We start from the raw sequence: 24,020 nt of genomic DNA, 5'->3' as shown, positions 1-24,020 counted from the left end.
TGGTGGGTGACAAGTGCCCCGTGAAAGACCAAATCGGGCACCACAACTCCATGATCGACCGGGGTGCGCTCCTCGTTCCCCGCGATCTTGCACTTCCTGGGGCTGAGGGGCGGGGGTCGGGGTGGGGGTGGAGTGGGGTTGGAGGGCTTGAGGGGACGAATTCTGGCAAAACCGCCCGGCGGGGGAGGAACTGGCGTCTGATCGCTGCTAGGCGCCACCGCTGCCACGGGCGTCGGCCATGTCGATCGGGAGCGCAGGTGCTGGTACTGCTCATCCTCCATCTCGTGGCGGCTCTCGCCGCGCCCCTGCTCGTCCGCCGGTGGGGTCCGCGTGCGTGCTACCCGCTGGCGCTCGCGCCGGCTGCCGCGTTCTGCTGGGCGGTGGCCCGCACTCCGGCCGTCGCCGATGGCGGGGCGGTGGTCGAGACGTACCCGTGGATCCGGCAGTTGGGCCTCGACATCGCGTTCCGGCTCACCACGCTGTCCTGGCTGATGACGCTGCTGATCGGCGGCGTCGGCGCGCTGGTGCTGGTCTACAGCGCCCGGTATTTCGGCGCCGGTTCCAGCGGGCTGGCGCGGTTCGTCGCGGTCCTGGTCGCCTTCGCGGGCGCGATGCTCGCGCTGGTCTTCTCCGACGACCTGCTGCTGCTCTACGTCGGCTGGGAGCTGACCACGATCTTCTCGTACCTGCTGATCGGGCACAGCACCGAACGGCGGTCCAGCCGTTGGGCGGCGGCACAGGCGTTAACAGTCACCACGCTGGGCGGACTCGCCATGCTGGTCGGCTTCATCATGCTGGGCGAACACGCCGGCACCTACCGCTGGTCGGAGATCAGCGAGCAGCCTCTGCCCGGCGGCGGGTACCTGGTGGGCGCCGTGCTGCTGATCCTGGCCGGCGCGCTGTCCAAGTCGGCGGTGCTGCCGTTCAGCTCGTGGCTGCCGGTCGCGATGGCGGCACCCACTCCGGTCAGCGCCTACCTGCACGCCGCCGCCATGGTCAAGGCCGGTGTCTACCTGGTCGGGCTGCTCGCGCCGGTCCTCGCCACGGTCGGCCCGTGGCGGCCGCTGGTGCAGGTCGCCGGCGTGGCGACAATGCTGCTCGGCGGGTGGGCCGCGCTGCGTCAGACCGACCTCAAGCTGCTGCTGGCGTACGGGACGGTCAGCCAGCTCGGCCTGCTGGTGGCGGTGACCGGCTCGGGCACGCCCGACGCCGCGTTGGCCGGCACCGCGATGCTGCTGTCGCACGCCCTGTTCAAGGCGGCGCTGTTCCTGGTCGTCGGCATCATCGACCACGGTGCCGGCACCCGTGACCTGCGCGAGCTGTCCGGGGTGCGGCACTGGTCCCGGCCGCTGTTAGTGGTCGCAGTGCTGGCCGCGGCGTCGATGGCCGGTGTGCCGCCGCTGGTCGGCTTCGTGGCCAAGGAGGCGGTGTTCGCGGCCTTCACCGACCAGCCGGTGCTCCTCACCGGCCTGGTCGCCGGGACGGTGCTCACCGTCGCGTACAGCGCCCGCTTCCTCTGGGGCGCGTTCGCCGACCGGCCGGGTGTGGCGCCGGTCCCGCAGGGTTCGATCGCCGCGTCGCTGCTGGTCCCGCCCGCGGTGCTCGCCGGTGTCGGTCTGCTCGCCGGTCCGGCCGCGAGCGTGCTGGACGACCTGCTGCGCCCGTACGCCGATCTGCTCGGCGGTGTCGACGCGCACCTGGCGCTCTGGGCCGGACCGACCCCGGCGCTCGGCCTGTCCGTGCTGGCGCTCGTCGGTGGCGGTCTGCTCTTCGCCGCGCGCGGGCCGCTCGCCCCGGTGCTGGCCCGGCTCCGGTCACCGGTGGGAGGCAACCAGGGGTACGAGTGGGTGGTCGGCCGGTTCGACCGGATGGCCATCGAGGTCACCAGCGCGACCCAGCGTGGCTCGCTGCCGCAGTATCTGGGCATCATCCTGGTGACACTGGTGCTGGTGCCAGGTGCGGCGATGCTTTCCGCCAGCCCTTGGCGTGCGCGGATTCCACTCTGGGACAGCGCGCTGCAACCGGTGGTCGTCGTGGTGATCACGGTGGCGGCGGTGCTGGCGGTCGGCGCCCGTCGCCGGCTGACCGCGATGCTGCTGGTGGGCATGACCGGCTACGGCACGGCGATGTTGTTCGTGCTGCACGGAGCGCCCGACCTGGCGCTCACCCAGTTCCTGGTGGAAACCGCGACGATCGCGGTCTTCGTGCTGGTGCTGCGTCGCCTGCCGGAGCGGTTCTCGGCCCGCCCGCTGCGCCGTACCCGTTGGGTCCGTCGGGTGATCGGGGTGGCGGCGGGTGTGGTGGCCGCCGGGTTGGCCCTCACCGCCGTCGGTGCCCGCCGGGCACCGGACATCTCCGCCGCCTTTCCGGATCTGGCGGTGGTGCACGGGTACGGCCGCAACGTGGTCAACGTGACCCTTGTCGACATCCGGGCCTGGGACACGATGGGCGAGCTGGCGGTGCTGGTGGTGGCCGCGACCGGGGTGGCCAGCCTGATCTTCGAGCGCTCCCGCACCGGGCCGCGGCCGCGCCGGCCCGGTGCCGAGCAGGAGGAGAGCGGACGCGGCCGGCCGGTGTGGCTGCGCGGTGGCCCCACCCTCTACGAGGAGCGCCGCTCGATCGTGTTGGAGGTGGTCATCCGGCTGATCTTCCACACCGTGGTGCTGTTCTCGCTGTTCCTGCTCTTCTCCGGGCACAACGCGCCGGGCGGCGGGTTCGCCGGCGGGCTGGTGGCGGGTCTCGCCCTGGTGGTGCGCTACCTGGCCGGCGGCCGGTACGAGCTGACCGAGGCGGCCCCGATCGGCGCTGGCGCGATTCTCGGCGCCGGGCTGGCGATGGCGGTGGGCAGTGGCGTGGTGGCGCTGCTGCTCGGCGGGTCGGTGCTGGAGAGCGCGAAGGTCGACCGAAACCTGCCACTGATCGGCGATGCCCATCTGGTCACGTCGCTCTTCTTCGACATCGGCGTGTACCTGGTGGTGATCGGGTTGGTCCTGGACATCCTGCGAAGCCTCGGTGCCGAGGTGGACCGGCACATCGAGGCCACTGGAACGGCCAGCGGCGGGTTGGCCGTCGACAAGGGGGACCGGGCATGACGAGGAGCGGTGCGGGGCCGACGTTGGTGCTGGTGCTCGCCGTCGCGGTGCTGGTCGGGTGTGGGGTGATCTTGCTGTTGGAGCGCAGCCTGACCCGGATCCTGCTCGGGGTGATCATGCTCGGCAACGGGGTGAACCTGTTGATTCTGTTGGGCGGCCGGTCGGGTGGGGCGCCGATCGTCGGCACGGGTCCGGTGGAGCGGATGAGCGACCCGCTGCCGCAGGCGATGGTGTTGACCTCCATCGTGATCACCTTCGGGTTCGCCGCGTTCCTGCTCGCTGTGGCGTACCGCAGTTGGTATCTGTCCGGGGACGACGAGGTGCCCGACGACCTGGAGGACAGGCAGATCATCCGCCGGGCCGGACGCAACGAGGTGGGTACTGTCGATCACGGTGGCGAGGGCCCGAACGGAGACCCGGAACAGGTCGATCCCGAGCCGGCCCGCCGACGGCTACGACGCGGGGACGAGTCGTGATGCGCGCCCTGGTGCCGCTGCCGGTGGTGGTGCCGCTGCTCGGTGCGGCGCTGACCCTGCTGCTGGCCGGGAAGCCCCGAATCCAGCGCGCGATCAGCGTGCTGTGTCTGAGCGGCACGCTCACGGTGGCGGTGGTGCTGCTGGTGCAGGCGTACCGGCACGGGCCGGTGGTGGTGGCGGTCGGGGGGTGGCCGGCGCCGGTCGGCATCGTCCTGGTGGCCGATCAGCTGGCCGCGCTGATGGTCGTGGTCTCGTCGGCGGTGACGCTGTGCGTGTTGCTGTACTCGGTGGGCCAGGGCGGCAGCGAGACGATTGAGAGCTCCCCGGTGTCGATCTTCCACCCGACGTACCTGGTGCTCACGGCGGGTGTCACGAACGCGTTCCTGGCAGGTGACCTGTTCAACCTCTTCGTCGGGTTCGAGATCCTGCTGGCCGCCAGCTTCGTGCTGATCACCCTGGGGGGGACGGAAACCCGGATCCGGACCGGGTCGACGTACGTGGTGGTCAGCATCCTCTCCTCGATGATCTTTCTGACGTCGGTGGGTCTGGTGTACGCGGCCACCGGCACACTCAATCTCGCCCAGCTCGCCCAGCGTCTCGACGACCTGCCCGGCGGTGTCCGACTGGCCCTGGAGCTGATGTTGCTACTGGCCTTCGCGATCAAGGCGGCGGTCTTCCCGCTGTCGGCCTGGCTGCCGGACAGCTACCCCACCGCACCGGCTCCGGTCACGGCCGTCTTCGCGGGTCTGCTCACCAAGGTGGGCGTCTACGCGATCATCCGTACCGAGACGTTGCTGTTTCCGGGTGGGCGTGCCCACATCCTGCTCATGGTCGTCGCCGGGCTGACCATGGTGGTCGGCATCCTCGGCGCGGTGGCCCAGTCCGACCTGAAGCGCCTCTTCTCGTTCACCCTGGTCAGTCACATCGGCTACATGATCTTCGGGGTGGCGTTGAGCACCGTAGCCGGCCTCTCCGGCGCGATCTTCTACGTGGTGCACCACATCACCATCCAGACCACGCTGTTCCTCGTCGCCGGCCTGGTCGAGGAGCGTGCCGGCAGCACCGACCTGCGTCGTATCGGCGGGTTGGCCCGGGTGGCGCCGCTGCTGGGCGTGCTCTTCTTCATCCCGGCCATGAATCTCGCCGGCGTACCACCGTTCTCCGGCTTCCTCGGCAAGCTCGGCCTGCTCCAGGCCGGGGTGGCCGCCGGCGGGCCGCTGCCCGGGGTGCTGGTCGCGGCCGGCACGCTGACCAGCCTGCTCACCCTGTACGTGGCGTCCCGGGTGTGGAACATCGCCTTCTGGCGCGCGCCCCGGCTGGCCACCAGCGAGCCGGGGATCCAGCTGCCGAGGCTGATGGTGGGCGCCACAGTGGCCCTGGTCGCCCTCGGGCTCGCGTTGACAGTGCTGGCCGGTCCGCTCTTCGACGTCACCACCGACGCGGCTTCAGACCTGAGGCTGCGCACCCCGTACGTCCGTGCCGTGCTGCCGGGCGGTGTGCCGTGACCGGCCCCCCGGAGCCGGCTCCCGACACCCCCGGGCCCGCCATCGTGGGGCGAGGGCGGCTCGGGCGCTGGCGGGACCAGGCGGTGGCGCTCGGGTGGCTGGTGGTGGTCTGGATCCTGCTCTGGGGTGACGTCAACTGGGCCAACCTGATCGGTGGCCTGTTGGTGGGTGCGGCCGTGCTGGTGTTCTACCCGCTGCCGGCGGTCAGCTTCGGTGGCCGGTTGCGACCGTGGGCGCTGCTGGTGTTCGCGGGCCGGTTCGCCGTCGAGCTGGTCAGCGCGAGCCTGCACATCGCCCGGATCGCCGTGCAGCCCGGCTACCGACCGCGCGGGGCGATCATCGGGGTCCGATTGCGGGTGGCCACCGACCTGAACCTGGCGCTCACCGCCGAGGCGGTCTCGTTGGTGCCGGGCACGTTGATCCTCGAGGTGGACCGGGACTCCGGAACTCTCTACCTGCACGTCCTGGACACCCACAGTCCCAGGGACCTGGACGTGGCCCGGGCCCGCACGCTCACCGTCGAGCGGCGAATCGTCCGCGCGATCGGCTCCACCAGCGAACTGCGCCGACTCGACGTCACCTCACCCGAGAAGGGAACCCGCCCGTGACCACCTTCCTGGCCGTCGTCCTCACCGCACTGCTGTCGGTCACCGCGCTCCTCGCGCTGGCCCGGCTCTACCGTGGCCCGTCGCTGGTCGACCGGGTGATCGCCGCGGACATGCTGCTCGCCACGATGGTCGCCGGGGTGGGCGCCGAGGCGGCGGTCAACCGGCACGCCACCACGCTGCCCGTGCTGGTGGTGCTCTCCCTGCTCGGCTTCGTGGGCTCGGTGTCGCTGGTCCGCTTCGCCGTCCGGGAGCAGCAGTGATCGCGACGATCGCGGACTGGCTCGGCGCCGGTTGTCTGGTGGCCGGCGCGCTGCTCGCCCTGGCCGCCGGGATCGGCGTACTGCGGTTCCCGGACGCGCTGTCCCGGATGCACGCGGCCACCAAACCACAGGTGCTCGGGGTGCTCCTGTTGCTGCTGGGCATCGCGTTGCGGCTGCGGTCCCCGGCGGACCTGGGCATGATCCTGCTGGTGGCGGTCTTCCAGTTGTCCACCGCGCCGGTCGCGGCGCAGATGATCGGGCGGGCCGCGTACCGGTCGGGGCGGCTTGACCGGAGCCTGCTCGACGCCGATGAGCTGGCCGAACGCGGATCAGGTGGTGGATCGGCGGGCCCGGCGTGAACGGCCCCGGGCGGTTCCGGTGAACCGGACGATCCGCTCCTTCGGCCCACCCCCAGCGGAGTCCCAGCCAGCGCCGATAAAATAGCGGCATGATCGACTCTTCTGCCCAGGAGGGCAGCAGTAGCCAGCCGGGTCGTGCCCGGCATATCCCCGTACCGACGACCCCGGGAGCCCTGAGCGACCCGTGTTGATCGTCGTTGGTCTCCTTCTGATCATTGTTCTCACTGCCGCCACCGGCTACTTCGTGGCGCAGGAGTTCGGCTACGTCGCCGTGGACCGGGGCAAGCTGCGCCAGCTCGCCGACGACGGCGATCCAGCCGCCGCCCGGGCCCTGACCGTCACCAGCCGGCTCTCCTTCATGCTCTCCGGCGCGCAACTCGGCATCACCGTCACCGCCCTGCTGGTCGGTTACGTCGCCGAGCCGTACCTGGGCGGCGGACTCGCCGACCTCCTCGGCGTAGCCGGCGTCAGCGAGGCGGTCAGCCTGCCGCTGTCGGTGGCGTTGGCCCTGGTCATCGCCACCATCGTGCAGATGGTCCTCGGTGAGCTGGCCCCGAAGAACCTGGCCATCGCGCGGGCCGAGCAACTGGCTCGGGCGCTGAGCCGGTCCACCCTCATCTACCTGGCCGTCGCCGGGCCGCTGATCCGGCTCTTCGACCGGGCCTCGGTCCGGCTGCTGCGCCGGATCGGCATCGAACCGATCGAGGAACTGCCCAGCGGCGCCACCCCGGCCGACCTGGAACAGATCATCGCCGAGTCCCGCGAGGAGGGCAGCCTCGACGCCGAGATGTCCACGCTGCTCGACCGAGGTCTGGACTTCCGCGAGCTGACCGCCGGCGAGGCCATGGTGCCCCGCGTCGACGTGCACACCCTCCGGGCGCACGAACCGGTGAGCCGGGTGGTCGAGCTGCTGGACACCGGCCACTCCCGCTTCCCGGTACGCGGTGCGGAGGGCGTCGACGACCTGCTCGGCATCGTCGGTATCGCCGACGTGCTCGGCGTACCCCCGGCGGAGCGGGCCACCACACCGGTGAGCGCGGTGGCCGGGCCGCCGCTGCTCGTACCGGAGACGTTGCCCCTGCCCACAGTGCTCGACCGCCTGCGGTCCGGGCACCGGCAGATGGCGTGCGTGGTCGACGAGTACGGCGGCTTCGCCGGCGTCATCACGCTCGAGGACATCGCCGAGGAACTGGTCGGCCCGATCCGCGACGAGGACGACCCACCGGACCGGGCACCCGCCCGGCAGGACGACGGGTCCTGGGTGGTGCCGGCCCGCTGGCGGATCGACGAGGTCGCCGACAGCACCGGCATCGCCCTGCCCGAGGCCCCCGAGTACGACACCCTGTCCGGGTTGGTGATGCGGGAGCTGGGCCGGGTGCCCGAGGTCGGTGACCGATTGGAGATCAGCCTGCAACCCGAGGGCGCGGACGGCGAGGTCAACGAGGCGGAGCCCCGGGCGCTGGTCGAGGTGCTGGCCGTGGACCGGCACGTGGCCGACTCGGTGCGGTTGCAGCTGACCAAACCCGAGGTGACCGCATGAGCCCCGGGATCGCACTGTTCAGTTCGGTGATCCTGCTGGCGCTGAACGGGTTCTTCGTGGCCGCCGAGTTCGCCCTGGTGGCCAGCAAGCGCTACCGCCTGGAACAGGCGGCGGCAAACGGTGGCCGGGCGGCACGGGCCGCGTTGGATGGCGTCCGCGAGCTGTCGCTGATGCTGGCCGGCGCGCAGCTCGGCATCACGTTGTGCACCCTGGGTCTCGGCGCGCTGGCCGAGCCGGCGATCGAGCACCTGCTCAGCCCTCTGCTGCACGCGGTGGGTCTGCCGGACGCTGCCAGTCACCTGATCGCCCTGGTCTTCGCCCTCGGGGTGGTGACCTTCCTGCACCTGGTGGTGGGGGAGATGGCACCGAAGTCGTGGGCGATCACCGACGCGGAGCGCTCGGCGACGCTGCTCGCGTTGCCGTTCCGCGCCTTCGCCCGGGTTTCCCGGCCGGTGCTCTCCGCACTGAACGCCCTGGCCAACGCGATCCTGCGGCTGTTCGGCGTGAATCAGCAGGACCAGCTCGCCCAGGTGCACGGCCCGGACGAGCTGCGGATGCTGCTGGAGCAGTCCCGGGAGCACGGGCTGCTCGGTGCTGAGCAGCACCAGCTGCTGACCAGCATGCTGGAGTTGCAGGGCACGTCGGTGGCGCAGGTGATGGAACCGTTCGCGACCATGGTCACCGTCCGCCGCGACGACCCGGCCGAGCGGATCGAGGAGGTCAGCCGGGACAGCGGCCGATCCCGGCTCGCGGTGCTCGACGAGGCGGGCGACGTGTGCGGGCTCGTGCACGTGCGGGAGGCGGTACGGGTGGTCACCACCGGCCGGGTCGCCACCGCCGGGGAGCTGATGACCCCCGCGTTCACCCTGCCCGCGACGTCCTCGGTCACCGAGGCGGTGGCGGCGATGCGGGCCCGGCAGTCACAGCTCGCGCTGGTCCGCAACGGCGGTGGCCCGGCCCGGCCGATCGGTTTCGTGGCCTTGGAGGACCTCCTGGAGGAGGTCATCGGGGAGTTCGACGACGAGACCGACACGGTGCCCCGCGGGCGGCGGTTGCGCTGACCCCTACGACCCGGCCGCGCCGAGGAGGCGCGGCCGGGTCGAGGATGCGTGGCCGGGTCGGCGCGGCAAGCTTGAGGTCACCTCGACCGGGTAGGCGCGCCGGGTGGGGCCGGCACGGCCCCCGTCCCGGGAGGGGGGCGTGCGGTGCGGCTGACGGGAGTGTCCCCGGAGTCCGGTGGGACCGGGCTCTCCGTGCAGACCACGCTGCCCAACCCGAGTACCCGACCGGGCCTGCGCCTGCCCGGGCGGGTGACCCTCGCGGCCGGCCCGGACAACGTGCTGGTGCGGCACATCCGACTCGGCCTGGTCACCACCGTCGAGCCGGACGACCCGTCCGCGCCCCGGCGTCTCATGCAGTTCTTCGACCTGCCGATCGCCGGCCGGTTCGTCGTACCGGCCGGTCGGCGGCGGGCTGTCGACTTCGCGTTCCCGCTGCCGTGGGAGACCCCGGTGACCACCTTCGGTGGGGTGCCGCTGCTGAGCCTGCGGATGGGTCTGCGGACCGAGGTGTCCCTCGACCCCGATCTCGACCAGGGGGCCATGGTGCCGGTCTTCGTGCACCCGATCCCCACCCAGCAGCACGTGCTGGCGGCGCTGGACACCCTCGGCTTCATGATCCGCCAGTCCGGGTTGCAGGAGGGCGGGCTGCCGGGGGTGGAACACACCCTGCCGTTGCACCAGCGCTGGGGCTACTGGGTCGGACCGCTCTACGCCGGCCCGATCACCGAGCTGGAAGTGATCTTCGTGACCAACTCGGCGGGTCTGGAGGCGATCCTCTGGATGGACCGCCGGCTGGCGCTGGCCGGCATCACCCACCAGAGCATCAGCCGGTTCCGGATCTGGCACGAGGGCGCCGACCGGCGGGACTGGGTCGCCACTGTGGACGGCTGGATCCGCCAGGCGATCAACCGGCACGCCGCCGCTGCCGCACACGCCGACTGGTCAGCGCAGATCGCGGGATCGGCCCATGTCAGCCGCCACCCCGACGAGCCGATCCGACCGGGTTACGGCCTCGGCGGCACAGCCGGCGGCGCCGGCATAGGAGGCGGCGGCTCCGGCGGCGGCGACGGCACGTGAACTCCCCAGCCCCGCCCTGCCCGCCCCTTCGCGCTGCCCGCCCCGCGCCGCCCCCGCGCCGACCCCGCGCTGTCCTACGGCCCGTCGATCATGGAGTTGTGGTGGGATGAACATCCCGTTTCGCGCCTTTCGTGAGGCACCACAACTCCAAGATCGACGCGTGCGGAGGACGTGACATCGCTGACCTCCGCGATCTTGCACTTTCTGCGGCGACAAATTCGTAGAAAGCGCGCGTTTCGTCAACCGAAAGTGCAAGATCGCGGGCTGCGGGCTGCGGGCTGCGGGCTGCGGGCTGCGGGCTGCGGGCTGCGGGCTGCGGGGCTGCGGGGCTGCGGGCGGGCGGGAGCGGGGGCGGGCGCGGGGGGCGCGGGGTCAGCCGGCGGTGGCGGTGGCCAGCTTGAGGCTGAAGGCCAGGAACAGGGCTGCCACGGCGGTGGTGCCGCCGGCCGCCAGGCGGCGGCGTTGGCGGAACTGGGCGGCCAGGAAGGTGCCCGCGAAGATCAACGCGGTCAGGTAGAGCACGCTGGTCACCTGCGCGATCAGCCCGAGCAGCAGGAACGACAGCGCCGGCCACGCGTAACCGGGGTCGACGAACTGGATGAAGAACGAGATGAAGAACAGGATCGCCTTCGGGTTCAGCAGGCTGATCACCAGCGCCTTTCGGAACGGGCTGCGCATCGCCGCCGGCTCCGCGGCGTCGATGAGCCGCGGCGTGCTCGGGTCGTTGCGGTCGCGCCAGCGCCGCACGGCGCCGAGCAGCATGGTCACCCCGACATAACCGAGGTACGCGGCACCGGCGTACTTGATCACCATGAACAGCGGCGGGTACGCCTTGAGCAACGACGCCACCCCGGCGGCGGAGAGGAACATCAGCACCCCGTCGCCGACGAACACGCCCGCGGCGGCCCGGTAGCCGACCGCGACGCCTCGTTTGGCGGCGGTGGAGAGCACGAAGAGTGAGTTCGGCCCGGGCAGCAGGATGATGGCCACGGTGCCCAGCACGTACGTCCAGATGTCGGTGATCCCCAGCACGCCCGCCATCATCACGCCACCGGTGCCGTCCGCAGAAGTCTTTCCCGCAGCCTGGCCTGTGCGTTCGGCCACTCGTCGACGGTCATCGCGTACTGCACGGTGTCCCGCCAGGAGCCGTCCAGGCGTTGTCGGTGCATTCGCAGCACCCCTTCCCGGGTCGCCCCGAGCCGTTCGATGGCCGCCTGGGAGCGAACGTTGCGGATGTCGGTGTGCCAGGTGACCCGTACCGCGCCCAGGTCGTCGAAGGCCCGACCGAGCAGCAGCAACTTCGCCTCGGTGTTGATCCCGGTACGCCACCAGGGCCGGCCGAGGAAGGTGTGCCCGATGGCCACCGCCCGCCGCTCCGGGTCGATCTCGTAGTAGGACGTGCTGCCCACCACCGCCCCGGTCGCCGTGCACCGCTGCACCCAGGCCACCCGCTCGCCCCGGTGCTGGGCGGCCAGGGCGGTGCCGATCACCTCGGCGGTTTCGGCGGGGACGGCGGGCGGCGCGACGTTGAGGTGTCGCCACACCTCAGGGTCCGTGGTGGCGGCGTGCAACTCGTCGGTGTGCGCGAGGTCCAGCGGCTCCAGCCGAACGTGCTCGCCGTGCAGCGGCACCGGGTCGTGCCAGGGTGTGCGGGGCGTCCGCAGGTACGCCGGCAGCGGCGCGGTGACTCCGGCGTCCGGCTCGGGTGCCCCGGCGGTCAGTCGCAGCGGCAGCACGCCGGCCCAGTGCGGCAGGTCCAGGTCGGCCTCGTCCTCGCGGACCCCTCCGGTGCGGGCCCGGACGGACACCTCGCGCAGTGGTAGCGCCAGTACGGCGGTCTCGGCCAACTCGCGACGGCTGGGCGGACGAGTGGCGGTGCTGCGTCCCGCGCCGACCTTCTCGACCAGCGCGGTGAGCATGGCGAGCTTCTCCCGCTCGTCGGTGACCAGTCGGGCGGTGCCGTGCGCGACGATCGAGCGGTAGTTGGCGCTGTGGTGGAACTGGGAGCGGGCGTAGACCAGCCCGTCGAGAATCGTCACCGCGACGCAGACCGGCAACCCGTCGTCGCCCCGGGCGGCGAGCAGCGGCCGACTGCCGGTGGAGCCGTGCAGGTAGAGCGTGTCGCCGATGCGGACGTGCAGGGTGGGCAGCACCCGTGGCTGGCCGTCGACGGTGAAGCTGAGCGCGCAGTCGTACGCCTCGTCGAGCACGGCGTGGGCGGCGGCCTGGTCGTAGCTCATCTTGTCGCGGGAGCGGTGGGGTGTGGTCCGGGCGGTGGGTGGATACATGCGCTCGCCCCTTTGTTCTAGTACAATCTCTTGTTTGTGTCAGCACAGTATCAGCTCACCGGGACGACAGCCGTCGAGATTTCGGCCAGCATCGAGTCGGGCATCCGTACCGGCGCCCTGTCACCGGGAGCCGCCCTGCCGCCCGTGCGGGCGCTCGCCACCGAGTTGGGTGTCAGCCCCGCCACCGTCGCCCGCGCCTACCAGGAACTACGCCAGCGCGGACTGCTCGCCACCGCTGGCCGGCACGGCACCCGGGTGCGCCCCCGCCCGCCGGTGGCCGCCCGTCGCTCCGCACTGCGTCCCCCACCGTTGCCCGGCGCCCGGGACCTGTCCCGCGGTGAACCCGACCCCCGTCTGCTGCCCCCGCTGGGCCCGCACCTGGCGGCGCTCGCCGGCGAGAACGGCCCGTCGGTCGGCTACTCCGATGCCGGAGTCCTGCCCGAACTGGCCGAGACGGCCCGCGCCCGGCTGCGTGCCGACGGCGTACCGGCCGGGGAGTTGACCCTGACCGGCGGTGCGCTGGACGGCATCGAGCGGTTGCTCGGCGCCCACCTGCGCCCCGGCGACGCGGTGGCGGTCGAGGACCCGGGCTGGGCCAACCTGCTCGACCTCGTCGCCGCGCTGGGCCTGCGCCCGATCGGCGTACCAGTGGACGACGAAGGGCCGCTGGTCGCCGGGGTGGCCGCGGCGCTCGCCGCCGGGGCGCGGGCGCTGATCGTCACCAGCCGGGCACAGAATCCGACCGGTGCCGCCGTCTCCGCGGACCGCGCCGAGGCGCTGCGGACGCTCCTCGCCGGCCGACGGGACCTGCTGTTGATCGAGGACGACCACGCTGCCGAACTGGCCCTCGTACCCCTGCACCCGCTCGCCGGTGCGACAGCGAGTTGGGCCTTCCTCCGCTCGGTGAGCAAGCCCTTCGGCCCGGACCTACGGCTTGCGGTGCTGGTTGGCGACGAAACGACAGTGGCCCGGGTGAGCGGTCGTACCCGGGTCGGTGCCGGCTGGGTCTCCACAGTGCTGCAACGTCTGGTGCTCGCCCTCTGGCGGGACCCGGCGGTCACCGAGTTGGTGCAGCGGGCGGCGCAGAGCTACGAGCAGCGCCGCGAGGGGCTGCTCGCCGCTCTGGCCGATCGCGGCCTGACCGCACACGGTCGCAGCGGCATCAACGTCTGGCTGCCGGTCGCGGACGAGACCAGCACTGTGACAGCGCTCCGCGACGCCGGCTGGGCGGTGGCCCCCGGCGCGCTCTACCGGATCGCCGCCCCGCCGGCCCTGCGCATCACCGTCAGTTCCCTGGACATCGCCGACCTGGCCCCGCTGGCCGCCGCCCTGACCCACGCCGAAAACCCACCCCCCACCAAAGGCTTCCCCACCTGACCCCCGCCCTCGCCCCCCGCGCGCCCCGCCCCCGCCCCCGCCCCGCCCCGCCCCGCCCCGCCCCGCCCCCGCGATCTTGCAGTTTCGGTTGGCGAAATGTCGGGCCTGTGGAGGTTCGTCGGCGCAGAAAGTGCAAGATCGCGGGGATTCGGGACGGCGGGGACGGGTATGCGGGCGCCCGGAGGTGGGGGACATGGCTTCAGGTGGGGCTCGTAAGGGGATCTGGATCGCCATTGCGGTGGCGATCATCATCATCGTCATCGTGCTGATCGCGATCGCGTCCGGCGGCGACGGCGGTGGAAACGGGTACTGACGCGTCGCGGCCGGGGCGTATCCGGCGGTGAGCATCGAACGGGTATATAACAGTCGGCATGGCCGAGCAGACCGGGAGTGCTCCGGGCGCCCAGCGGTTCATCCCGCCCGACGCCGACACCATCGACGACCTGCGCACCGCCGCAGGCGGCTGCCGGGGCTGCGAGCTGTACCGGGACGCCTCGCAGACGGTCTTCGGCCGGGGTGACGAGAGCGCCCGCGTGGTGCTCGTCGGCGAGCAGCCCGGCGACATGGAGGACCAGAAAGGGCTGCCCTTCGTCGGCCCGGCCGGCCGCCTGCTGCGCCGCGCGGTCGACGACGCCGGACTGGACCCGGGCCACCTTTACCTGACAAATGCCGTAAAGCACTTCCGTTTTGAGCTGCGCGGCAAGCGGCGGATCCACCAGACCCCGGACCAGGCGCACATCACCGCCTGCCGCCCCTGGTTGGTCGCCGAGTTCGCCCGGCTGCGTCCGGAGGTCGTGGTGGTGCTCGGCGCGACCGCCGCCAAGGCGTTGCTCGGCCCGTCCTTCCGGGTGACCCGGCAGCGGGGCGAGCTGCTGCCCTGGCCGGAGTCGGCCCAACATCCCGCGGACTTCGAGCAGGTGCCGGTGGACAACGCCGGAAAGCGGGCCGACGCGCCGCAGGCTCGGCTGTTGGCCACCATCCACCCGTCCGCCGTCCTGCGGGCCGACGACCAGGACAAGGCGTACGAGGGGCTGGTCGCCGACCTCACCGTCGTCACCCGCGCCCTGCCTGCCTAGCTGGCGACCAGGGCCTACCGCGGCCCGAGCCGGCGGAAATTGCCGCCCGGGTCGCGCGCCGAGGCGATACCCGTCGGAAACGGCGATGCGTGAACCGCGTAACAGATCCTCTGCAGACTCATGCGAGTCGATCTTGTAGGGGAGGCCGTTATGAGCGATCAGACGCAGTCGATGGTCAGCCGGCGTGGGTTCCTGCGTACGGTCGGAATCAGCGGTGGTGCCGGAGCGATGCTCGCCACCATGGGCGCCATGGGGCTGGCCCCCAGCGCGGCGGCCTCGGTCACCCCGGCATTCCGGCCGCCGGAACCCTCCGACTTCACTCTCAGCGGGCGGTCGGGCGCCAGCGTGGTCGTGCTCGGCGGCGGCATCGCCGGGCTCACCACGGCGTACGAGTTGGGCAAGGCCGGCTATCACTGCACCGTCCTGGAGGCGCGGCACCGCGTCGGTGGGCGGAACCTGACCATTCGGGGCGGCGACGTCGAGACCGACCTCGACGGACGCACCCAGCGGGCCGGCTTCTCCGACGGGGTCTACTTCAACGCCGGGCCGGGCCGCATCGCACAGTGGATGGTCACGATGGACTACTGCCGGGAACTCGGCGTACCCATCGAGGTCTTCACCAACCAGAACGCCGACGTCTGGATCTACAACGAGTCCGCCGGGATGACCGAGCCGGTCCGGTACCGCACCGCCAAGGCCGACGTGTACGGCTACGTCTCGGAGCTGCTCGCCAAGGCCACCGACCAGGGCGCGCTGGACGCCCGGCTCACCACCGAGGACCGTGACCGGCTGCTGTCGTTCCTGCAGAGCTTCGGCGCGATCGGCGGACGGACCAGCGACTGGGCGTACACCGGGACCAACCGTCGCGGCTTCTCCGCGTATCCCGGTGCGGGTAACGACGTGGGGAGTCCGCTCGGTGCGCCGCCGGCGCTCGCCGACGTGTTCGCCAGCAACATCGGCCGGTACTTCTCCTTCGAGTTCGGCTACGACCAGGCCATGCTGATGTTCCAGCCGGTCGGCGGGATGGACCAGATCCCCCGAGCCCTGGCCCGCGCGGTGGGCCCGCACCGGATCCGACTCAACGCCGAGGTCACCGGGGTGACCGACCGGGGCAGCCGGGTCGAGGTGACCTATCGGCAGGGCGGCCGGCAGTCGCAGATCACCGCCGACTACTGCGTGGCGGCGCTACCGCCGCACCTGATGGCCCGGGTGCCGCACAATCTCGGCACGGCGGTGACCGCGGCCCTGGCCGATTTTCCGGTCACCGCCTCCGGGAAGATCGGCCTGGAATACCGCAGCCGCTGGTGGGAGACCGATCAGCGGATCTACGGCGGCATCACCGAGACCGACCTGGACCTGTCGCACATCTGGTACCCGTCCTACGGCTTCCACGGGAAGCGCGGCCTGGTGGTCGGGTACTACAACACCGGGGCGAACGCCAGGGCGTACAGCGGGCTCACGCCGGAGCAGCGCAGCGAGCGCGCGATCAGCCAGGGTGTGAAGATCCACGGTGACAAGTACCGCAGTGAGCTGGTCACCTCGTACTCCCACGCCTGGGACCGGACCCGCTACATCGAGGGCGCCTGGACGTCGCCCCGGTACGGCACGGCCGGCTACAACCTGCTGCTCCAGCCGGCCGGGCGGGTCTACTTCGCCGGGGACTGGCTCAGCCACGAGGTGGCCTGGCAGCACGGCGCTTTCGTGGCGGCGCGTTCGGCGGTCTCCGCGCTGCACCAGCGGGTGATGGCCGGCTGACCCTGAGCTGTGCAGATCTTGGACAGTTTCCGTCAGCGGATGACGGAAACTGTCCAAGATTGACGGTGCGTCGCGGATCGAGTGGCTGGGTAACCGGTGTCGATGGACATTGACAACGGGGAGCGTCGGGTGGGTGTGGCCGCCGGGCGGCGCGGGAGATGGAAGCGGTTCTTCGAGCGGGCGCCCGGCTTGCAGCTCATGGCCGTCTACTGGGTGCCGATGACGGTGCTCATCGGGCTGCCGGTGCGCTGGCTCCTCGACCGGCAGGAGCCGCTGGTCGAGGCCGTGCTGAACGGTGCGCTGAACCTCGTCTGGGTCGGCCCCGCCGTGTACTTCAGTCGGTGGAGCGCGGGCGAGCAGGCCGCCCGGCGCGATCCCGAGGGGTACGCGCTGCGCCAGGCAGTGCACACCAGCGCCGTGCCCGCGGACGAGGCCACACGGGCCATACTGCCCCGCTATCTGGTCGAGCAGCGGCGGGCCACCTGGGCAGCGCTGCTGGCCATCCTGGGCATCTGCCTCGGGCTGGTCCTGCTCGCTCTGCTCGCCGCCGACAACGAGGGCTTCGCGGTGATCTTCGGTGTGGTCGCCGCCGTCAGTGTGGTCGTCGCCGCACGCACCCTGACCCGGATCCGTCGGCTGGCATCCCTGCTGGCCGCGCCCAACCCACCACAACCGCGCGGGTAGGACGATTTCCCGCCCGCCGCCCGCCGCCCGCCGCCCGCCGCCCGCCGCCCGCCGCCCGCCGCCCGCCGCCCGCCGCCCGCCGCCCGCCGGGAACCGGCTGTCGGTTCGGCTGTCGGCAAAACCCACTGCCGCTGGTAGGTGTGGGTGCGCGAGGATGAGCCACCCCTTCCGACAGGAGCGCCGATGGCGACCGACCTGACCGCGCCGCGTACCGTCGCCCGACCCGACGTCGCGTCGATCCAGCGGCGTACCCTGCGGCTGCTCTTCACCACCCAGATCATCGGCGGGATCGGCGTGACCATCGGCATCGCCGTGGGCGCGCTGCTCGCGGCACGGATCGCCGGGACCGCGGTGGCCGGTGTCGCGCAGAGCGCCGGGGTGGTCGGTGCTGCGCTGCTCGCCGTCCCGGTCACCCGGATCATGGCGCGGCACGGCCGCCGGCCGGGCCTGGTGCTGGCGTACGCGATCGGCGCCGTCGGTGGTCTGCTGGTGGTGCTGGCCGCGGCCACCCGCTGGGTGCCGCTGCTCTTCCTCGGCATGCTGCTCTTCGGCGGGGGCACCGCGGCGAACCTCCAGGCCCGCTACACGGCCGTGGACCTCGCCGAGCCGGTCCGCCGAGGGCGGCAGCTCTCCCTGATCGTCTGGGCCACCACCATCGGTGCGGTGGCCGCGCCGAACTTCGCCGCGCTGGCCGACCGCGTCACCACCGGCTGGGGGTTGCCCCCGTTGGCCGGCCCGTTCGCGTTCAGCGCGGCCGCGTTCGTGTTGGCTGCCGTCGTACTCCTCGGGTTGCTCCGGCCCGACCCGCTGCTCGCGGCGCGGCGGCTCGCGGCGGCCGACGCACCGGCCGCCGATCTGCCGCCGGCCGCCGACGCGACGGCGACCGCTGTGGCGGCCGAGGCGCCGGCGGCGGGTGGCGACGCGACGCCGGCCGCCGCGCCGGTCAAGGTGCGCGTGCCGCGCGGCGCCGGGATGCGTGCGGCCTGGTCGGTGGTACGCGGACAGCCCGCCGCCCGACTCGGCATCGCCGCCGTGGCGGTGGGTCACCTGGTGATGGTGGCGGTGATGGCGATGACCCCGGTCCGGCTCGGTGAGTCGCACGCCGACGCCGACGTGTTGCGGCTGGTCGGCATCGTGCTGAGCCTGCACATCGCCGGCATGTACGCGTTCTCCCCGGTGGTGGGTTGGCTCACCGACCGGCTCGGTCGACGGGCGGTGATCCTCGGTGGGGTCGGCCTGCTGCTGGCCGCCTGCGCGGTCGCCGGCACCGCCGGGCACCACACGCCTCGGCTCTCGGTCGGTCTGGTTCTGCTCGGGTTGGGCTGGTCGGGGACGATGGTGGCCGGCTCGACCCTGCTGTCCGAGTCGGTGGCGGCTGCCGTGCGGCCGAGCGTTCAGGGGCTGTCCGACCTGATCATGGGGTTGGCCGGGGCCGGGGCTGCCGTGGTCAGCGGGTTTGTCATGCAGTTCGCCGGTTATCCCGTGCTCACCCTGCTCGCAGCGGTCGCGGCGGCGCCCCTGGTGGCGCTAGCGTTGCGCCCGGTGCCGACCGGGGCACCGGACGAGGAGGGCTGATCACTGTGCGGCTGACCGACTTCTGGACGCGGCTGGACGAGGCGTTCGGGCCCGGCTACGCGGCCAGCATCGCCCGCGATCAGGTGCTGTCCCAGCTCGGCGGGCGGACCATCGAGCAGGCCCTGGCATCGGGGGAGCAGACGCACGTGGTGTGGCGGGCGGTTTGTGCCGCGTACCCCGACCGCGTGCCCGCGCGACTACGCTGAGCAGCCTTTTTGCCGGTTCCGCGTGTCGCTTGTCGAGTCGTACACCTGTTCGGCTATTGTCCACAGCGGGGTGCTCGTCCACAGCTCGCGGCCCGTCGGCTGGTTTTCTGTCGGACCTAGCGCCTAGCGTGTCCGCGTGACGCGAAGCTCAGCAAAGACGCCGGCGAAGGCAGGGGTGGCAACCATGGCAGCAGGGCCTGACCGGGAGAAGGCACTCGACCTTGCTCTCGCTCAGATTGACAAGCAATTTGGCAAGGGCTCGGTGATGCGGTTGGGTGATCGGCCGGTCATCCAGACCGCGATCATTCCGACCGGCTCCATCGCGCTCGACGTGGCCCTCGGCATTGGCGGCCTGCCCCGTGGCCGGGTGGTCGAGATCTACGGTCCCGAGTCCAGCGGTAAGACCACTGTGGCACTGCACGCGGTGGCCAACGCCCAGCGCAACGGCGGCATCGCCGCCTTCATCGACGCCGAGCACGCGCTCGACCCGGAGTACGCGAAGGCCCTCGGCGTCGACACCGACGCGATGCTGGTCTCCCAGCCGGACACCGGCGAGCAGGCGCTGGAGATCGCGGACATGCTGATCCGCTCCGGCGCTCTGGACATCATCGTGATCGACTCGGTGGCGGCCCTGGTGCCACGCGCCGAGATCGAGGGCGAGATGGGCGACAGCCACGTGGGCCTCCAGGCCCGGCTGATGAGCCAGGCGCTCCGGAAGATCACCGGTGTTCTCAGCAACACCGGCACCACGGCGATCTTCATCAACCAGCTGCGGGAAAAGATCGGTGTCATGTTCGGCAGCCCGGAGACCACCACCGGTGGTCGGGCGCTGAAGTTCTACGCCTCGGTCCGGCTCGACGTGCGACGCATCGAGAGCCTCAAGGACGGCACCGACGTGGTCGGTAACCGCACCCGGGTCAAGGTCGTGAAGAACAAGGTCGCCGCGCCGTTCAAGCAGGCCGAGTTCGACATCATGTACGGCAAGGGCATCTCGCGTGAGGGCTCGCTGATCGACGTCGGCGTGGAGCAGGCGATCATCCGCAAGTCCGGAGCGTGGTACACGTACGACGGCGACCAGCTCGGCCAGGGCAAGGAGAAGGCCCGGGAGTTCCTGAAGGAAAACCCGGACGTGGCCGCCGAGATCGAGAAGAAGATCCTGGAGAAGCTCGGCGTCGGGGTCGGCGCGGGTGACGCCGCCGGTGGCCCGGAGCTGCCGCCGGTCGACTTCTGACCGGTCGCTGACCCATGGCAGGACGACGCGCTCGTACGGGGCGGGGCTGGGATGCCAGTCCGCCTCGTACGGGCGACGCCACCGATGCACCCCGCCCTCGCCGAGGCCGCCGGGGTCGGTCCGAGGAGGCCGACTCCGTCGAGTCTCCGGCCCCTCCCCGCGACGAGTCCGAGGTGGCCCGCGAGATCTGTCTGCGCCAGCTTGCTGTCCGGCCCCGCACCCGGGCCGAGCTGGCCGGGGTGTTGGCGAAGCGGGGCATCTCCGAGGAGGTCTCGGCCGAGGTGCTCGACCGGTATGACGAGGTCGGCATCATCGACGACGCCGCGTTCGCCCGGGCCTGGGTGTCCAGCCGGCACAACGGCCGCGGCCTCGCTCGCCGGGCACTCGCCAACGAGCTGCGCCGCAAGGGCGTGGACGGCGAGGTGGCCACCGAGGCGCTGGGTGAGCTGGACGAGGAGACCGAGGCGGACACCGCCCGTGGTCTGGTGGAGCGCAAGCTGCGCACCGCCCGAGGCGAGCCGGACGCGGTCTTCCGCCGGCTGGTGGGCATGCTGGCCCGCAAGGGTTACCCACCCGGTGTGGCCATCCGGGCGGTGAAGGACGCGCTCGCCGCGCAGAGCGCCGAGGCGGCCGAGTTTGCCGAGCAGATCGACGCCGACGCTCTCGCCGACGCCGAGGGTGAGTTGGAGCGCGACAACCGTCTGGTCGAGTGAGCGGTCCGCTGCGACTCCCGATGGAGGTGCGGGCCCGATGTTGAAGGCATGTCTGAACGGCGGGCACGGCCGGGAGGCCCATCCGGCCGTGCCGCTGACGGCGGCGGAGCTGGCCGCCGACGCGGCCCGTTGCGCGGCGCTCGGCGTGGCGGCCGTCCATGTCCATCCCCGGGACGAGGCCGGTGCCGAGTCGCTGCGGCCGGCGGTGATCGCCGACGCGCTGACCGCGATCCGTGCCGCTCGGCCGGGGCTGCCGGTCGGGGTGAGCACCGGCGCCTGGATCTCGCCGGATCCGGCTGCCCGCGTGGCCGCCGTCCGGGCCTGGCCGGTGCTGCCCGACTTCGCCTCGGTCAACGCGCACGAGCCCGGTGCCGAGGCGGTCGCGGCTGCCCTGCACGAGCGTGGTGTGCTCGTCGAGGCAGGGCTGTGGACGCTCGACGCGGTCGCGGCGTACCGGCGGTGGCGGGTGCCGGCCGGGCGGGTTCTGGTCGAGTGCATGGCCGAGGACGTGGCTGTCGCGTTGGCCGACGCCTCCCGGATTCTCGCCGCGCTGCCGGCGGGCGCGCCGTCGGTGCTGCTGCACGGCGAGGGTCCGGCGACCTGGCCGGTCCTCGCCGAGGCGGTGCGCCGGGGTCTGGACACCCGAATCGGGCTCGAGGACACCCTGTGCCTGCCGGACGGCTCACCCGCCGGGGGCAACGCGGCACTGGTCGTCGCGGCGGTGGCGGTCGGAGCCGACTGACGTCTGGTGAGACGGTTCCGTCACACCTCGCTTGTCGTCGGCCGCGTCTGACAGTCGGCTGGACGGCGCTGAGCAGGCTCGACACGTCAAGGCCTCGGCAGCCTCGCGGAGTTTGTCCCCTCCTGTCCGCCGAGATATCAGCGCGCGGTGACGGTTCAACTTCTCTCCGTTCGGGGGGTTTGATCATGAGTCCTTGACCAGAACACCCCCGGAGACCTAGCCTCGCCATACAGGCTCACATTGCCCGACCAGCGCAGGCTAAGCGCACAACATAGATCGCGTAACAGAACAGCATCACTTTGGCCGACTCCGCGGCCTTTGGCGGCAGTTCCGGACAGGCCGGTCCGGAACGCTGCGACAACTGCACCCGGCCGCCGACGCTGCCCCATGGGCACCGCCGGCGGAGAAAGCTACCCACGGCCAGCCGCTCCGGTCGGGCGTCCACAGCCGCAGGAGTGTGCCCCCGGCACGGTCGCTGCGGTCTCGACGTTAGGGGAGGCGGCCATGGCGGGGCGGCGGCACAGGTTCAGCGGTAGACCCGACGGGGTCCCGGCATGAACGCGTTCGACGTCGTGCTCCTCGCGGCCGTCCTCGTCCTCGCGGTGGTGGTGATCGGGGCCGTGCTGGTCGGCATCCGGACACTGCGCCGGATGGGCGCCGCGCCGGCACCGGAGGATCCCGCCTTCATCGCCGAGAAGGACCGCCAGGAGCAGTCCCTGGCTGCCCTACGGACCGCGGCCGACGAGGCGAACAGCACGATCGACGTGGCGAAGTCAGCGGCCGCGGCGGCCCGTACCGAGGCGGCGGCGGCGAAGGCCGAGGCGAAGGCGGCCCGCGCCGAGGCACGGCGGGTCCTCGACGACGCCCGGGCCGAGGCGGACACCGTTCTGGAACGCGCCCACAAGCAGGCCGAGGCGGACGCCGAACAGTTGCGGACGGCAGCCCGGCGCAGCGGCGAGCGGGAGGTCGCCGTACTCGCCGCCACCACCCGGGAACAGGCCGCCGAGGTGGAACGTCGGGCAGCTCGGATGGACGAGCGGGAGCGGATGCACACCGAGGAGGTGGAGCGGTTCGCCGAGCGGGAGCGGCAGCTCACCGCCGCGAAAGCCGCCCTCGCCGCCCGGGAGGCCGCGCTCGCCCAGCGCGAGGCCGAGCTGGCCGAGTCGGAGGAGCTGCGCCGCCGGGAGCTGGAGAGGGTCGCCGGGCTCACCGCCGACTCCGCCCGTCTGGAGCTGGTCGACGCCATCGAGACGTCTGCCAAGCGGGAAGCGGCGCTGCTCGTGCGGGACATCGAGTCCGACGCGCGCAACACGGCCGAGCAGCGCGCCAGACACATCGTGGTGGACGCGATCCAGCGGGTCGCCAGCGAGCAGACCGCGGAGAGCGTGGTCAGCGTCCTGCACCTCCCCGGTGACGAGATGAAGGGGCGGATCATCGGCCGGGAAGGGCGCAACATCCGCGCCTTCGAGTCGGTGACCGGCGTCAACCTGATCATCGACGACACCCCCGAGGCGGTGCTGCTCTCCTGCTTCGACCCGGTTCGTCGCGAGGTGGGTCGGGTGACTCTGGAGAAGCTGGTCCTGGACGGGCGCATCCACCCGCACCGGATCGAGGAGGTCTACGACCTGGCCCGGCAGGAGGTGGAGCAGCTCTGCCTCCGTGCCGCCGAGGACGCCCTTGTCGAAGTCGGCATCACCGAGATCCACCCGGAGCTGGTGACGCTGCTCGGTCGGCTGCGTTACCGCACCTCGTACGGGCAGAACGTGCTCAAGCACCTGGTCGAGACCGCCCACATCGCCGGCATCATGGCCGCCGAGCTGCGGTTGGACGTGCCGATCATCAAACGGTCCGCGTTCCTGCACGACATCGGCAAGGCGCTCACCCACGAGGTGGAGGGCAGCCACGCCATCATCGGCGCGGACCTGGCCCGCAAATACGGCGAGCACGAGGACGTGGTGCACGCCATCGAGGCGCACCACAACGAGGTGCCCCCGCAGACCATCGAGGCCGTGCTCACCCAGGCTTCCGACGCCTGCTCGGGTGGTCGGCCGGGCGCGCGCCGGGAAAGCCTGGAGGCGTACGTCAAGCGGCTGGAGCGGATCGAGGAGATCGCGGCCGGCAAGCTCGGCGTGGACAGGGTCTTCGCCATGCAGGCCGGCCGCGAGATCCGGGTGATGGTCAAGCCGGACGACGTGGACGACATCGGGGCGGCGGTGCTGGCCCGCGACGTGGCCAAGCAGATCGAGGAGGAGCTGACCTACCCGGGTCAGATCCGGGTCACGGTGGTCCGCGAGTCCCGGGTCACCGAGATCGCCCGCTGAGTCGGCCCGGCCGCCCGACGAGCTGGTCCCGCTGGCGGCGTTCGACGAGGACCCGCAGGCCGACTGGTACGCCC

21 protein-coding genes are annotated in these 24,020 nt (G+C 71.9%); 19 read left to right on the top strand and 2 right to left on the bottom strand.

Going from position 1 to position 24,020, the window contains the following annotated elements:
- Positions 1-257 precede the first annotated feature (257 nt).
- From AB0B48_RS03305 to AB0B48_RS03265, 9 genes are all read left to right on the top strand, one after another.
- Positions 258-3,092, top strand: coding sequence for a Na+/H+ antiporter subunit A (locus AB0B48_RS03305; protein ID WP_357195185.1), 2,835 nt, complete (start codon positions 258-260; stop codon positions 3,090-3,092).
- On the top strand, positions 3,089-3,568 hold the full coding sequence (locus tag AB0B48_RS03300; RefSeq protein WP_357195182.1) for a Na(+)/H(+) antiporter subunit C: 480 nt from the start codon (positions 3,089-3,091) through the stop codon (positions 3,566-3,568). Before AB0B48_RS03305 ends, AB0B48_RS03300 begins: the two co-directional genes overlap by 4 nt.
- Positions 3,568-5,073 carry a Na+/H+ antiporter subunit D gene (locus tag AB0B48_RS03295; RefSeq protein ID WP_357195179.1) on the top strand — a complete coding sequence of 502 codons (1,506 nt, stop codon included), beginning with the start codon at positions 3,568-3,570 and terminating at the stop codon, positions 5,071-5,073. Before AB0B48_RS03300 ends, AB0B48_RS03295 begins: the two co-directional genes overlap by 1 nt.
- Positions 5,070-5,681 carry a Na+/H+ antiporter subunit E gene (locus AB0B48_RS03290; RefSeq protein WP_357195176.1) on the top strand — a complete coding sequence of 204 codons (612 nt, stop codon included), beginning with the start codon at positions 5,070-5,072 and terminating at the stop codon, positions 5,679-5,681. The genes AB0B48_RS03295 and AB0B48_RS03290 overlap by 4 nt, the downstream gene beginning before the upstream one ends.
- Positions 5,678-5,941: a monovalent cation/H+ antiporter complex subunit F gene (locus AB0B48_RS03285; protein ID WP_355009523.1), complete on the top strand. Its 264-nt coding sequence runs from the start codon at positions 5,678-5,680 to the stop codon at positions 5,939-5,941. The genes AB0B48_RS03290 and AB0B48_RS03285 overlap by 4 nt, the downstream gene beginning before the upstream one ends.
- Complete coding sequence (mnhG, locus tag AB0B48_RS03280; protein WP_355009596.1) at positions 5,941-6,300, top strand: monovalent cation/H(+) antiporter subunit G; 360 nt, start codon at positions 5,941-5,943, stop codon at positions 6,298-6,300. Before AB0B48_RS03285 ends, mnhG begins: the two co-directional genes overlap by 1 nt.
- A gap of 184 nt (positions 6,301-6,484) precedes the next feature.
- Positions 6,485-7,840: a hemolysin family protein gene (locus AB0B48_RS03275; RefSeq protein WP_357195172.1), complete on the top strand. Its 1,356-nt coding sequence runs from the start codon at positions 6,485-6,487 to the stop codon at positions 7,838-7,840.
- On the top strand, positions 7,837-8,901 hold the full coding sequence (locus tag AB0B48_RS03270) for a hemolysin family protein (RefSeq protein ID WP_355009521.1): 1,065 nt from the start codon (positions 7,837-7,839) through the stop codon (positions 8,899-8,901). The genes AB0B48_RS03275 and AB0B48_RS03270 overlap by 4 nt, the downstream gene beginning before the upstream one ends.
- A 144-nt stretch (positions 8,902-9,045) precedes the next feature.
- A complete protein-coding gene (locus tag AB0B48_RS03265; protein WP_357195168.1) occupies positions 9,046-9,978 on the top strand; it encodes a sporulation protein in 933 nt (310 codons plus the stop codon).
- Between the two features lie 372 nt (positions 9,979-10,350).
- Here AB0B48_RS03265 and leuE read toward each other — a convergent pair whose 3' ends face one another.
- Positions 10,351-11,022 (bottom strand): leucine efflux protein LeuE, encoded by a 672-nt coding sequence (gene leuE / locus AB0B48_RS03260; RefSeq protein WP_357195268.1) that lies wholly within the window; start codon positions 11,020-11,022, stop codon positions 10,351-10,353.
- Entirely contained in the window at positions 11,022-12,266 is a 1,245-nt protein-coding gene (locus tag AB0B48_RS03255) for a bifunctional pyridoxamine 5'-phosphate oxidase family protein/GNAT family N-acetyltransferase (RefSeq protein WP_357195165.1), read from the bottom strand. Before AB0B48_RS03255 ends, leuE begins: the two co-directional genes overlap by 1 nt.
- 36 nt (positions 12,267-12,302) lie before the next feature.
- Between AB0B48_RS03255 and AB0B48_RS03250 the strand changes: the two genes are divergently transcribed.
- The 10 genes from AB0B48_RS03250 (at position 12,303) to rny (ending at position 23,946) form a co-directional block, all read left to right on the top strand.
- Complete coding sequence (locus AB0B48_RS03250) at positions 12,303-13,643, top strand: aminotransferase class I/II-fold pyridoxal phosphate-dependent enzyme (RefSeq protein ID WP_357195162.1); 1,341 nt, start codon at positions 12,303-12,305, stop codon at positions 13,641-13,643.
- 371 nt (positions 13,644-14,014) lie between these two features.
- Positions 14,015-14,719 (top strand): UdgX family uracil-DNA binding protein, encoded by a 705-nt coding sequence (locus AB0B48_RS03245; protein ID WP_357195159.1) that lies wholly within the window; start codon positions 14,015-14,017, stop codon positions 14,717-14,719.
- 150 nt (positions 14,720-14,869) lie between these two features.
- Entirely contained in the window at positions 14,870-16,474 is a 1,605-nt protein-coding gene (locus tag AB0B48_RS03240; protein ID WP_357195156.1) for an FAD-dependent oxidoreductase, read from the top strand.
- 102 nt (positions 16,475-16,576) lie between these two features.
- The gene (locus tag AB0B48_RS03235; RefSeq protein WP_357195154.1) at positions 16,577-17,158 is read left to right on the top strand and encodes a hypothetical protein; all 582 of its coding nucleotides are present in this window, start codon (positions 16,577-16,579) and stop codon (positions 17,156-17,158) included.
- A gap of 183 nt (positions 17,159-17,341) precedes the next feature.
- Positions 17,342-18,733 (top strand): MFS transporter, encoded by a 1,392-nt coding sequence (locus AB0B48_RS03230; protein WP_357195151.1) that lies wholly within the window; start codon positions 17,342-17,344, stop codon positions 18,731-18,733.
- A gap of 5 nt (positions 18,734-18,738) precedes the next feature.
- A complete protein-coding gene (locus AB0B48_RS03225) occupies positions 18,739-18,939 on the top strand; it encodes a DUF3046 domain-containing protein (RefSeq protein WP_030489422.1) in 201 nt (66 codons plus the stop codon).
- A 184-nt stretch (positions 18,940-19,123) separates the two neighbouring features.
- Positions 19,124-20,170 carry a recombinase RecA gene (recA, locus tag AB0B48_RS03220; RefSeq protein ID WP_124778261.1) on the top strand — a complete coding sequence of 349 codons (1,047 nt, stop codon included), beginning with the start codon at positions 19,124-19,126 and terminating at the stop codon, positions 20,168-20,170.
- A gap of 14 nt (positions 20,171-20,184) precedes the next feature.
- Positions 20,185-20,883 (top strand): regulatory protein RecX, encoded by a 699-nt coding sequence (locus AB0B48_RS03215; RefSeq protein ID WP_357195147.1) that lies wholly within the window; start codon positions 20,185-20,187, stop codon positions 20,881-20,883.
- 37 nt (positions 20,884-20,920) lie between these two features.
- Positions 20,921-21,625, top strand: coding sequence for a 3-keto-5-aminohexanoate cleavage protein (locus AB0B48_RS03210; protein ID WP_357195144.1), 705 nt, complete (start codon positions 20,921-20,923; stop codon positions 21,623-21,625).
- Between the two features lie 554 nt (positions 21,626-22,179).
- Entirely contained in the window at positions 22,180-23,946 is a 1,767-nt protein-coding gene (rny, locus tag AB0B48_RS03205) for a ribonuclease Y (protein ID WP_357195141.1), read from the top strand.
- Positions 23,947-24,020: the final 74 nt, after the last annotated feature.

The organism is Micromonospora sp. NPDC049089 (assembly GCF_040648775.1).
Classification (GTDB): domain Bacteria; phylum Actinomycetota; class Actinomycetes; order Mycobacteriales; family Micromonosporaceae; genus Micromonospora.
Note: the sequence above shows the minus strand (reverse complement) of the source record. Positions and strands in the feature narration are given on the sequence as shown.

Coding starts and splice junctions, on each gene's coding strand:
- AB0B48_RS03245 (WP_357195159.1), top strand. CDS start 14,015: ATGGCCGAGCAGACCGGGAGTGCTCCGGGCGCCCAGCGGTTCATCCCG.
- AB0B48_RS03235 (WP_357195154.1), top strand. CDS start 16,577: ATGGACATTGACAACGGGGAGCGTCGGGTGGGTGTGGCCGCCGGGCGG.
- rny (WP_357195141.1), top strand. CDS start 22,180: ATGAACGCGTTCGACGTCGTGCTCCTCGCGGCCGTCCTCGTCCTCGCG.
- AB0B48_RS03270 (WP_355009521.1), top strand. CDS start 7,837: ATGAGCCCCGGGATCGCACTGTTCAGTTCGGTGATCCTGCTGGCGCTG.
- AB0B48_RS03240 (WP_357195156.1), top strand. CDS start 14,870: ATGAGCGATCAGACGCAGTCGATGGTCAGCCGGCGTGGGTTCCTGCGT.
- AB0B48_RS03210 (WP_357195144.1), top strand. CDS start 20,921: ATGTTGAAGGCATGTCTGAACGGCGGGCACGGCCGGGAGGCCCATCCG.
- recA (WP_124778261.1), top strand. CDS start 19,124: ATGGCAGCAGGGCCTGACCGGGAGAAGGCACTCGACCTTGCTCTCGCT.
- AB0B48_RS03300 (WP_357195182.1), top strand. CDS start 3,089: ATGACGAGGAGCGGTGCGGGGCCGACGTTGGTGCTGGTGCTCGCCGTC.
- AB0B48_RS03230 (WP_357195151.1), top strand. CDS start 17,342: ATGGCGACCGACCTGACCGCGCCGCGTACCGTCGCCCGACCCGACGTC.
- leuE (WP_357195268.1), bottom strand. CDS start 11,022: ATGATGGCGGGCGTGCTGGGGATCACCGACATCTGGACGTACGTGCTG.
- AB0B48_RS03295 (WP_357195179.1), top strand. CDS start 3,568: ATGCGCGCCCTGGTGCCGCTGCCGGTGGTGGTGCCGCTGCTCGGTGCG.
- AB0B48_RS03215 (WP_357195147.1), top strand. CDS start 20,185: ATGGCAGGACGACGCGCTCGTACGGGGCGGGGCTGGGATGCCAGTCCG.
- AB0B48_RS03255 (WP_357195165.1), bottom strand. CDS start 12,266: ATGTATCCACCCACCGCCCGGACCACACCCCACCGCTCCCGCGACAAG.